Here is an 11,108-nt window from a genome sequence, read left to right as displayed (position 1 = left end):
ATCGCTTTTTGGCCCAGGTCATAGCTATAGGGGGCAGGCATCAGATTTTTTTGCACTCGATATAATAGTCCTAACACAATCTTGTAGCGCTATAAATCCCTATGACCGCTAACTACTCGCACAATCACAACACTATTTTCAAAAACTTGATAAAAAATAATGTAGCTATCTAAGGGTATTCCTCTAAGGCTTGGATCAAACTTGGCGTAACTTCGTCCTATATTCGGGAATTGAGCTATGTTTTGGCACTTCTTATTAAATCCTTAAATAAATCTTTCCCTTGCGTTAATATTGCGAACTAGAAAATAATCCAAAATTTCATCTAAATCTTGGCTTGCTTCTTTGGCAATAAAATATTCCATTATCCTTGAGTCTCACGCGCTTTGCGTAATTTCTCTGACAGTCGCGCCATTACAACTTCACCATCTACTACGTCTCCACGTTCGATAGAAGCAAGCCCAACAGCTATTTTTTTCTGGATTTCTTCTTCCCATTCCTGATAACCCTTCTCCCATTCTTCGAGCAGTTTCAATGCTTTAGCAATCACATCTTCAGCATTTTTATATCTACCTGTAGCTATTCGGGTTTGTATAAATTGCTCGTATTCCGCTTTAAGTTGGATGTTCATAATTTTTATTCCTAATTAGTTAAGAGCGTTCCCCAAACTATCCTCTAAAATTTATCTAAATTCATTAAAGCCTTAATTTATGCTTCTTACCGAACTCATACCACTGCTTGAAGAATTATCCCACATTGATAAACTCTTACTAATACATTTCCTGGCAGCCGAATTGTTGAAGGAATCAAGTTTAGTTCCATTGGATGCTCAGGACAAAGTAGCAAGTCTCGGCTTATATGATTCTTTTGAAGCTGCTGCTGTTTTAACGAAGGCACTAGCAGAAGAACAAGCGGCAACACATGGTTGATAAAGTTAGATTTGCATTTACTGAGGTAAATCCAGAACTTGGTGCATTAAGTAGGCTGCCTTATCTACCGCTAATTCTAACTTATCAGAATCGTTGTGTAAGTGTATCAGATTTACTAGATACTGGTTCTAGTATCAACGTATTGCCCTAGGAAATCGGGTTAAGGCTGGGAGCAGTTTGGGAACGTCAAAGACTCTCAGTTCCATTGGGTGGTAATTTGGCTAGGTTTGAGGCGAGGGCATTGGTATTGATAGCAGATATTGAGCAATTTCCAACAGTAGAGCTAGCTTTCGCTTGGACAAAAGATAGAAACGCCTCATTAATTTTAGGACACATGAATTTCTTTTTAGCGTTTGATGTGTGCTTCTATCGTTCTAAATTAGCGTTTAAAATTAGCCCTAAAATAGTCTGATGGAAATAGTGAAACCCAACATTATATTAGGTTAACGTTGGGTCTCACTGCATTCAACTAACTTGATTCGGCGGTATTTGTTCAGGCGGCGTTTCTGCTGGGGGAGCAAGTACCGCATCTGGCGCAATTTCTTCTACGGGAATCGGCTGCTTGTCCTCAATTTCAAAATCTGCTTGCGCTGCTTCCACCAATTCAGGAGATGGGGGATGTGGTGGAATCGCTTCCGGTACACTCTTGGTTTTTGCTTCGGTGTCGGTAGTAACAGTCTCGTCTGCTGGTTGTTTTGGTATAGAAGTAGTTTTGTTGATAATCTCAACAGCAGGTTTCTCTGCCAGTACAGAGGTAATATCTTCAGGTTTGGGAGTTGTGGGTGCCTTTTTACTTACAGTCTGTTGCACCTTATCTTTCACGCCACTGAAGGTGCTACCAAGACCTTTTTGCAACTGGCCCAGCCGTTCCTGAAGGGACAAATTATTCACCTGTTCCTGAATGCTAGTTTTCACCGTCTCAGAACTGGGTACTTGGGTTTGTTGTGCCTGCGGAGTCAGTTGCCGACGTAATGATAGAGTTTGCCAGCCAAACCAGACCAAAAGAGCCACACTAGCCACATGACCCAGCAACAAACCCCCAGTAATGCGTGGTGCAAACACCCATAAGACTAAGGCATAGAATAGTCCTACACCACTCCAGATAAAGTCATTCTTGCGGTGGATTTCTGGGAAAAAGAAAGCTGCTATATAAATGGCTAAACTACCAAGACCGACCACTAAAGCTAGGACATATGCCAGCATTATTTGGTTACTCCTTACTACGTCCTTTGACTATTTCAATTTTGCAAATTTTGCAAGTTAATTGTTGATTTAGATACAATTTAAAATTAATTATCCGTGTTAGTTGTGGATTTTTGTCGTTTATTCAACTCTTAAGGTCTTCTTTAGGAGAGAACAGAAAATCTCGGACTACGCTTAAAGTAAAAGGATCTGCAAGAGTTAGCCAGAAATTTTTTATGACACTACAAAGCTTTGGTGTGATTGGATTAGCCGTTATGGGTGAGAACATCGCTCTAAACGTGGAGCGCAATGGCTTCCCAATCGCAGTATACAACCGCTCGCGCGATAAAACCGACAGATTCATGGCAGAGCGTGCGCCAGGACGGAACGTTAAAGCTGCCTTTACCCTGGAAGAATTTGTCGCTGCATTGGAACGTCCTCGCAAAATCTTAGTGATGGTGCAAGCTGGTAAGCCAGTAGATGCAGTAATTTCTCAACTCAAACCCTTGTTAGACGAAGGCGATATCATTATCGACGGTGGCAACTCTTGGTTTGAAGATACAGAACGACGCACTCAGGAATTAGAACCCGCTGGACTTCGGTTTATCGGTATGGGTGTTAGTGGTGGTGAAGAAGGTGCGCTAAATGGCCCCTCACTGATGCCTGGAGGTACAGAAAGCTCCTACGAGTATCTCTCACCAATTTTTAATAAAATTGCTGCCCAAGTTGACGATGGTCCTTGCGTAACCTACTGTGGCCCTGGTGGTGCCGGTCACTACGTCAAAATGGTACACAACGGCATTGAGTACGGCGATATGCAGTTAATTGCAGAAGCATACGACTTGCTGAAAAATGTTGCTGGACTAGACCATAATCAGCTACACGAAGTTTTTACCGAATGGAACACCACCGACGAACTCAATTCGTTTTTAATTGAAATTACAGCAAAGATTTTCCCCTACATTGACCCAGATACAAATCTACCCTTAGTCGATTTGATTGTTGATGCCGCAGGGCAAAAGGGAACCGGACGCTGGACAGTGCAAACTGCAATGGATTTGGGAGTTGCTGTACCAACAATGATTGCAGCGGTGAACGCCCGGATAATGTCTTCTTTCAAAAAAGAGCGGGTAGCAGCATCCAAGGTACTTACAGGTCCTTCTGGCAAGTATGAGGGAGATACCAAAGCCTTTATCAATATGGTGCGAGATGCCCTGTATTGCTCGAAAATCTGTTCTTACGCTCAGGGCATGGCATTGTTGGCTACAGCTTCAAAAACCTACAATTTTAACTTGCATTTAGGTGAACTGGCGCGGATTTGGAAGGGTGGCTGTATTATTCGCGCTGGATTTTTGAATAAGATTAAGAACGCATTTAGCGAAAATCCAGCGCCACCTAACCTGCTATTGGCTCCTGAATTCAGGCAGACAATTCTCGACAGACAAACAGCTTGGCGCGAAGTGTTGGCAACAGCAGCAAAACTGGGAATTCCAGTGCCAGCATTCAGTGCATCATTAGATTATTTTGACAGTTATCGACGCGATCGCTTGCCCCAAAACCTCACTCAAGCCCAACGCGACTACTTCGGAGCGCATACCTACGAGCGGCTTGATAAGCCTGGAGTCTTCCACACCGAATGGACGCCAATTTCTGAAGCATCAGTGCAAACTTCCACACCAAGAGAGCTACAAACTTCAGAACCAACTACACCTACAACATCTACAACTTCTCCAAAAGTTTAGAGAGTTTTAGTTTGTAAATTTGAAAGTGGCTCTTTTAGAGTCACTTTTTTGTCACTTATCACTATTAATTGTTATACTAATGCACTTTTAACTTGCATATTTTTCATTTTAGAGAAAAGGCATTTACGGCAACGTGCGAATCAAGAGCGATTTAACAAGTAATCATTAGTTAAGTATTTGGAATCAATTTGGTGTTCCCGTGGAAGATAAATCGCAACCTGAATTCCTATATTATGCAAATAACGACACATTAGCGGCCCTACTTCAGCCCAATTTAAGTTGCCTAAACCACAACCCAAAGCTGGCATTGCCAAAGACTGAATACCAATATTATGACAATTTTTTCTAACCCAGTCTAAGCCACCTTCAATGTCTTCTAAACGAGAGTTTTCTCGCCATTGTCTTTTAGTAGCAAACGACAAGAACCACTTTACAGCATTGGAGGACACAAGCGGAAGGCTAAGATCAGCTAGTTCTTGATCTAAAGAAGCTTCCCGTTTATAGAGATAGGGTTTTGTGGCAGTGAGCTGTTGATTTCGGCAAGCATCTTGATAAACTACATATACGTCAGGAAACTGATATTTTGCCCGTGACGCTAATCCTTTGCCCATTATGCCTTGAAGATTAACATTAATCGTCAGCGTTTGCATATTTGAAAAAAACATATCCCCATCAATCAAGGAAATATTAGTCCCAATACGGGCAGCAGATATGGGTTGGAAGAACATATTTGGTTCAGGAACAACAGGTATTTTAGCTGAACCTATAATTGTTTCGACTCGCTCTTTAGCCTTATAGTCTGCTACAAAAACTGAATGAACAAGTTCTGGGCTAATTTGCTCAGGAACCAGGCATTCAGCCATGATCTTTCGTTTAGAACCATCAAGCTCATTCCACCACTCATTTTGAATAATTTTCCATTGTTTCTGAAGTATTTCTATTCCTTCCTTAATAGCAAAAAATTGAGTTGGCTCATTGGCAGCATTTCCATCTGTAATTAGTCCTCCTACTGCTGCAAGTACATCCGGTTTAACTCCAATAACAGCAATATCTCTTTTGTCTTTTTCATGAACCACCCGATACATCATTGGGTTACGTGGTTGAAAGTATAAGTTAGCGTATTCCTACAAACTACTCCTTGCAGGCGTAGACTTGTCTTTACGCTTGCTAACAATCCCACTATCGTAGATTGGTGTATATGAAACACCTAACTCCTCAACTGCTTTGTGGGATAAGATACCTCTTTGAAGTATTGAGGGCAGATTTTCAATATGTGTGATGTAATAGAAGCTTTTTATATCTGGTTTTCTCATTGATTTGGCGTGTTATTCTTCCCAAGATATTTGGCTTTTAATTCTTCTAATTCTTCATCTATTTGGCTTTTATTAGAAGGCTGGATTGATTGTGTTTTCGGTTGATTTTGATTGTTATTTTGGGGTTTAGCTTTGCCAATAAATAGAGTTTTCATTTCCTCTAATTCTAAATCAATTTGGCTGGGAGTTTTCGGGACAATCGCAGGTGGAAAAGTTGGTTGTGTAGTCAGGGGTTTTGCTGAGGGAGCAGGCGTGGCTGCTGCTTGCGACTGGTAATTTAAGTCTTTGAAAACTTCATCTACTGTTTGGTAACGTCGCACTGGAATACTTTCTAGCATCTTGTTAAGAATGCGACTCAATTGATTACTGACGGGAGTTTGCAAGTATTGCTGCCATACCCATGTATCGTTGTTGGTATCATAGGAATCGAAGGGCGATCGCTTAGTTAATAAATTAATACAAGTAGCACCCAAACTGTAAATATCACTGGCGAAAACAGCCCTACCTCTCATTTGTTCAGGTGCAACATATTCTGGACTACCAATACTAGTACCAGTTTGATTTAAGGCAGCGCCAGTGGCAGATTTAGCAGCACCAAAATCTACTAATACTAGTTTGCGTTGAGCTTCGCCCTTGCCGTAGGCATCGCTTTCGCGGATAATATTTTCTGGCTTAATATCGCGGTGAATTACGTGTCTGGCATGACAAAATTGCAAAACTGACAATAAATCATTCAATAATTGCCGGATTTGTATTTCATTGAAAGCACCTCTATGTGCCAATTCCTGGGCTAAGTTTTGCCCGTCGATAAATTCTTGGACAAGATACTGCCGATCTTCTTGGGTAAAATATGCTAGTAGTTCGGGAATTTGGGGATGTTTGCCCAATTCATCTAACTGCACCGCTTCTTGGTTAAATAACTCTACGGCTTTTGCAAGAGTGTTAGTGCCTTGGGCTTGGGGATAAAATTGCTTAATCACGCAGCGTGGTTTTGAGGGTTTATCCTCATCCACAGCTAAGAAGGTTTTGCCAAAACCACCTTGTCCGATTGGTTTGATAGCACGGTAACGTTCTTTAAGGAGTAGCTTAGAACCGCAAGTCCGGCAAAACTTCACATCAGCAGGATTTTCCGGCTTGGGACAATGGGGGTTAAGGCAGTAGCTCATACAGGCGATCGCTCTTATATGTCTTTATTTTCTCCTGTCCCTGGCAAAAGGGTGTAATCAACAGATTTTGGATTTTTTTTAAATTTTGGACTTCGACTTCTCTACGAGACGCTCTTGCGTTCGCCCAGTCGAACGATTTTGGATTTGTGTCATCCAGAAGGGTGAAAGCGCGTAGCCGGACGTTAGTGTGGCATGAACTAAAAAAATCTAACTAAAATTTAAAATTGGCTCGGTCATTACTCATAATCAAGAGCGATCGCTTTCTTGTTAAACTATGAGCGATATCTACGACGGGCGTAGCTGCGGTACTGCTAGCTAACTACCCCATACCTTCTATAACTGGATGGAAGTAGAAGGCGAATCCCAACACTGTATAGGCAGCTAATAATAAAGTGCCTTCTAGCCAATTAGACCTACCATCGGAACTAATAGTGTTTGCAATCAACACTGACACAACCACAGCTACTAATTCAAAGGGTTTGAAATCCAAATCCATTGGTTTACCCAATATCCGCCCTGCTATAACTAATACGGGCGCAACAAATAGGGCAATCTGCATACTTGATCCCACAGCTACCGAAAGGGAAAGATCCATCTTATCTTTCATCGCCACGGTGACTGCTGTGGCGTGTTCGGCGGCGTTACCGACGATGGGAACCAAAATCACCCCTGTAAACAGCGCCGTCAAACCTAGCTGAGATGTGGCCACCTCCAGAGAATCCACTAGCATTTCTGACTCAATTGCCACCAGCAAGGTACACACTAGCAGCACGCCAACCCATAATGCCATATTTGGTTTAGCATGAGATATTGATATTTCCTCTGCTTCTGCTTCTGCCTCCGCTAAACCCACATCATATAGATAGGAGTGGGTTCTCATCGAAAATAGCAGCGTTAGGGCATAAACCAGGATTAATACTATAGCAACAGCAATAGAAAGATTTTGCAGTGTTTGTTGGTTAATACCTTGAGAGGTATAATTCATCGCCGTTGGCATCAAAATGGCAATCACTGCTAAATTCATTGAAGCAGCATTCACCCGCGCCACAATTGGCTGAAATGTCTGTTCTTTGTAGCGCAGTCCTCCCAAAAGCATGGAAAAACCCATTACCAGTAGTAAGTTGCTAATAATTGATCCTGTGATACTGGCTTTGACTACATCTATTAACCCAGCGTTCAGCGCTACTAAGGCGATAATTAGTTCTGTAGCATTGCCAAAGGTGGCGTTTAACAAGCCCCCCAATGATGGCCCCACTACGACAGCAATTTCTTCTGTGGCTGTACCCATCCAAGCTGCTAAGGGCAGAATTGCTAATCCAGCTGTAATGAAAACTATCAATTCTCCCCACTCCAGAAAGTGGGCTACTAGGGAAACCGGGATAAACAGCAATAAAACGAGAAGAATAATGTTTTTTGTTGACATTTGTTGTCTTGAGTTGAGGGTATCATCCACAGCCAGCAATCCTAAGTTTAAAATTTGGAGTGTTGCAATAAAAAACAACTTTCAATTCAGCACTCTCATAGGATACTCTCAACCGTCTGTAGAGCAATTCAGAAATTGTACTGTTTTCAGTTCACTGCTGTGTATGTAAAATAAGATTGCGATTTAAGGAGTTTTTGTCATCTTTTGTTGCAAAAGTATGAATTTGAGCCAAAATAATACACCAGAAATGGGGTTTAATATATTAAAAGACAATTAAAATTTTGATTGGCGCTGAAGAAGAGAAAACCCCTAACTAAGGTTTTGTTCAATGGCTGATTATTTTGAGCCTTCAGGGAAAGGGCTGTCTTGCAAAGTTCCTTTAAGTCGGCAGAGCCGACGACAGTCGCCTCAAGTCGGGAAACCCGCCCACGGCGCTGTCTCCCCAACGGACTTTGCGCTGTGCGATAACGCAGATTTCCCACTACAATAAGACTGCTTTGTCAAAAATTAGGTTGGATTCCATAGTTGTTGTTTATACCGGATTTTGTGTTCAAACCATTGGAGAAAGGTTTATGCACAAACTTTTCGGTGCAACTGTAAGTTTTTTGTTTTGGATAAATATACATGACTTCTGCTGACCAAATGCCAGCTAGTGGCTCAACGTTAACATTAGATTCAGATCCCAATAACACCAAAGAAACCGATCCCCTGAGAAAGGCCAATGGTGTATATGTGACGGTGCATGGTCATTTTTACCAGCCACCAAGGGAAAACCCTTATCTGGACGCAATTGAACGCCAACCGAGCGCTGCACCTTTCCATGACTGGAATGAGCGGATTCATTGGGAATGCTATCGCCCAAATGCTTTTGCCAGAGTCTTAAATGACCGAGGCGAAGTGGTGGAGATCGTCAACAATTATGAGTATTTTAGTTTTAATATTGGACCAACGCTGATGTCGTGGCTAGAACGCTACGATGTGGAGGTTTATCAGCGAATTTTAGAGGCGGATGCCAAGAGTAGCCAACGCTTGCATGGTCACGGCAATGCGATCGCGCAAGTATACAATCACATCATCATGCCTCTGGCGAACGAACGCGACAAATATACCCAAATTCGCTGGGGTAAAGAAGACTTCCGCTCCCGCTTTGGACGCGATCCCGAAGGCATGTGGCTAGCAGAAACCGGTGTGGACTATGCAACCTTAGAAGCTCTTGTTGCTGAGGGTATTCGCTTCATTATCCTTGCACCGTCCCAAGCACTACGTTGCCGTCCCCTCCCCACTCAAGATGATCCCAATCCGGAATGGATCGAAGTCGGTGGTAGTCAGATTGATTCCACTCGTCCCTATCGTTGTTATTTGCAGCCCACACTAGGCAGTTCATCTTCAACTCTGAGTGCGATCCCCACTAGTCCCAAGGATAGTGATAGAGAAGGATTACCATACATTGATATCTTCTTCTACGATGGCCCGATATCGCGGGACATGGGTTTTAGTGATGTCGTTTATAATTCCAGTTACTTTGCCGGACGTATCGGTTCAGCTGTGCGTGGGGATCATCGACCAACACAGTTAATCTCTGTGGCGACGGATGGGGAAACCTTCGGACATCACAAGAAGGGAACTGAGAAAACTTTAGCCTACGCCTTTACCAGAGAGTTTCCTCAACAGAGTTGGACGGTGACAAACTTCGCCCACTACCTGAGCTTAAATTCTCCCAGTTGGGAAGTGGAATTGAAGTCAGTCACAGCCTGGAGTTGCGCCCACGGTGTCGGCAGATGGGAAGATGACTGTGGTTGCGGTGGAGAAGGCAGCGTTTGGCATCAGAAATGGCGTCGTCCCTTGCGGAATGCTCTAAATTGGCTGCGGGATCAGCTAACTGAGGTGTATGAGGAACATGGTAGGCAGTTATTTCGTGATCCCTGGCAAGCACGAGATGAATATATTCAAGTGATGCGCGATCGCTCTGCTGGCAATGTCAACCGTTTCCTGTCCCGCCATCAAACCCACAAACTAACAGCAGCCGAACAAGTAGATGCCCTACGCCTGTTGGAAATGCAGCGTCACGCTTTATTAATGTTCACTAGTTGCGGTTGGTTTTTTGAAGAAATTTCCCGTCCAGAGGGGACGCAAATTTTGCGCTACGCCGCCCGTGCTTTGGAATTGGCGGGGGAAGTGGCTGGTGTGCAGTTGGAAAAAGGCTTTGTCAAACGTCTTGGTTTAGCCCCCAGTAATGTGGATGACTTCAAACACGGTGGCGAAATTTATCGGCAACTCGTGTTAACTGCCCAGCTTGGCTTTAAGCAAGTAGCAGCCCATTACGCGATTACTTCCCTATTTAGCAATCACAAACTAGTAGAGACGCGCAATTCTCTGCCAAGGAAAGATGCTGCGGACAAACAGTCTCAGCGTTACCACAAAAAGGTTTATTGCTATGCTGCCAATGAGCTAGATTACCAACTGCAACGCATGGGATCGCTAACTCTGGCTGTCGGAAATTTAAAGCTGGTATCAGAGATTACTTGGGAAAGTGAGCATTTGGTATTTGCAGTTTTGCATTTGGGAGGGTGGGATTTCCACTGCTGCATTCAACAATTTACCGGGCGGCGTGACTACAGCCAAATCAAAGAAAAGCTGTTTGGGGCATTGCAACAAGCTAGTGCGGCTCATACTATTTTGGTGATGACACAGCTATTTGGAAAAATGGCTTTCAGCTTACAAAATCTATTTGCTGAAGAACGCCACCGGATTATGCAGTTGCTTAGTCAGGAAACACTGGCACGTTTAGGACAATTGTATACCCAAGCCTACCGTGATAATTATGGGGTGCTGATGGCGTTTCATCGAGATGAAGTAGCAGTACCGCAAGAATTGCAGGTAGCAGCAGATATTGCATTAGGGCATCGCTGTCTGATCACATTGCGATGGCTTGAGCAAGATATAGCTGATCCCCAAAAGAGTTGGAATCACATATTAGAATTGGAGGCGATCGCTACTGAAGCGAAACATCTGCGTTGTCGGCTGAATATTCCTGACGGTAAGCAGATGTTAGAACAGTTAATTGCGCGATCGCTTTGGCAATTGTTGCACGATGCCAATGGTAGTTTTAATGCAGATATCCAACTATTGGAGCGATTGATTGATGTCGGGGATCAATTAAATATTGATATTTCTCTACAGCGATCACAAGAGCTATATTTTAGTTGTCTGTACAGTCAGATTGCGCCGGTGTGTGTCACTAGTCTTGAGAATGAAGGAGATAATCAGTGTCTTCAGTTGCTCAAGTTGGGCAAAAAGTTAGCTGTTGATGTCAGCATGATCTCAAATCAGTTAGGATAAAAATCTTACACATAGAA

7 protein-coding genes and 4 pseudogenes are annotated in these 11,108 nt (G+C 43.1%); 4 read left to right on the top strand and 7 right to left on the bottom strand.

All coding sequences use genetic code 11. The annotated features are described in order from the left end of the window. Positions 1 to 89: 89 nt before the first annotated feature. Together V7K40_RS02265 and V7K40_RS02260 are read right to left on the bottom strand one after the other, a co-directional pair. A pseudogene (locus tag V7K40_RS02265) lies at positions 90 to 245 on the bottom strand (type II toxin-antitoxin system RelE/ParE family toxin); the annotation flags it as partial. Positions 246 to 361: 116 nt separating this feature from the next. Beyond that, positions 362 to 628, bottom strand: a complete 267-nt coding sequence (locus tag V7K40_RS02260) for a type II toxin-antitoxin system ParD family antitoxin (RefSeq protein WP_334956312.1) — start codon at positions 626 to 628, stop codon at positions 362 to 364. A 79-nt stretch (positions 629 to 707) separates the two neighbouring features. Between V7K40_RS02260 and V7K40_RS02255 the strand changes: the two genes are divergently transcribed. Together V7K40_RS02255 and V7K40_RS02250 are read left to right on the top strand one after the other, a co-directional pair. Beyond that, positions 708 to 926 carry a hypothetical protein gene (locus V7K40_RS02255; RefSeq protein ID WP_334956310.1) on the top strand — a complete coding sequence of 73 codons (219 nt, stop codon included), beginning with the start codon at positions 708 to 710 and terminating at the stop codon, positions 924 to 926. Next, positions 919 to 1,338 (top strand): annotated as a pseudogene (locus tag V7K40_RS02250) (hypothetical protein). Before V7K40_RS02255 ends, V7K40_RS02250 begins: the two are co-directional and overlap by 8 nt. A 53-nt stretch (positions 1,339 to 1,391) precedes the next feature. Here V7K40_RS02250 and V7K40_RS02245 read toward each other — a convergent pair. Further along, a complete protein-coding gene (locus V7K40_RS02245) occupies positions 1,392 to 2,129 on the bottom strand; it encodes a Ycf66 family protein (RefSeq protein ID WP_334956308.1) in 738 nt (245 codons plus the stop codon). A 215-nt stretch (positions 2,130 to 2,344) separates the two neighbouring features. Here V7K40_RS02245 and gndA point away from each other — a divergent pair. Beyond that, positions 2,345 to 3,766 (top strand): annotated as a pseudogene (gndA, locus tag V7K40_RS02240) (NADP-dependent phosphogluconate dehydrogenase); the annotation flags it as partial. A 224-nt stretch (positions 3,767 to 3,990) separates the two neighbouring features. On the opposite strand, the pseudogene V7K40_RS02235 reads toward gndA, so the two are convergent. From V7K40_RS02235 to V7K40_RS02220, 4 genes and pseudogenes are all read right to left on the bottom strand, one after another. Then, positions 3,991 to 5,163: pseudogene (locus V7K40_RS02235) on the bottom strand (DarT ssDNA thymidine ADP-ribosyltransferase family protein). Then, positions 5,160 to 6,329 carry a serine/threonine-protein kinase gene (locus V7K40_RS02230; RefSeq protein ID WP_334956306.1) on the bottom strand — a complete coding sequence of 390 codons (1,170 nt, stop codon included), beginning with the start codon at positions 6,327 to 6,329 and terminating at the stop codon, positions 5,160 to 5,162. Before V7K40_RS02230 ends, V7K40_RS02235 begins: the two are co-directional and overlap by 4 nt. Positions 6,330 to 6,648: 319 nt before the next feature. Beyond that, positions 6,649 to 7,782: a calcium/proton exchanger gene (cax, locus tag V7K40_RS02225; protein WP_334956320.1), complete on the bottom strand. Its 1,134-nt coding sequence runs from the start codon at positions 7,780 to 7,782 to the stop codon at positions 6,649 to 6,651. Between the two features lie 224 nt (positions 7,783 to 8,006). Then, positions 8,007 to 8,234, bottom strand: coding sequence for a hypothetical protein (locus tag V7K40_RS02220; RefSeq protein ID WP_334956304.1), 228 nt, complete (start codon positions 8,232 to 8,234; stop codon positions 8,007 to 8,009). Between the two features lie 142 nt (positions 8,235 to 8,376). Between V7K40_RS02220 and V7K40_RS02215 the strand changes: the two genes are divergently transcribed. Then, positions 8,377 to 11,091, top strand: a complete 2,715-nt coding sequence (locus V7K40_RS02215) for a DUF3536 domain-containing protein (protein ID WP_334956302.1) — start codon at positions 8,377 to 8,379, stop codon at positions 11,089 to 11,091. Positions 11,092 to 11,108 lie beyond the last annotated feature (17 nt).

Source organism: Nostoc sp. (assembly GCF_036917195.1).
Lineage (GTDB): Bacteria > Cyanobacteriota > Cyanobacteriia > Cyanobacteriales > Nostocaceae > Nostoc.
Note: the sequence above shows the minus strand (reverse complement) of the source record. Positions and strands in the feature narration are given on the sequence as shown.

What these genes read in the sequence shown, in the direction of transcription:
- V7K40_RS02260 (WP_334956312.1), bottom strand. Translation starts at nt 628, where the DNA reads ATGAACATCCAACTTAAAGCGGAATACGAGCAATTTATACAAACCCGA.
- V7K40_RS02255 (WP_334956310.1), top strand. Translation starts at nt 708, where the DNA reads ATGCTTCTTACCGAACTCATACCACTGCTTGAAGAATTATCCCACATT.
- V7K40_RS02230 (WP_334956306.1), bottom strand. Translation starts at nt 6,329, where the DNA reads ATGAGCTACTGCCTTAACCCCCATTGTCCCAAGCCGGAAAATCCTGCT.
- V7K40_RS02245 (WP_334956308.1), bottom strand. Translation starts at nt 2,129, where the DNA reads ATGCTGGCATATGTCCTAGCTTTAGTGGTCGGTCTTGGTAGTTTAGCC.
- V7K40_RS02215 (WP_334956302.1), top strand. Translation starts at nt 8,377, where the DNA reads ATGACTTCTGCTGACCAAATGCCAGCTAGTGGCTCAACGTTAACATTA.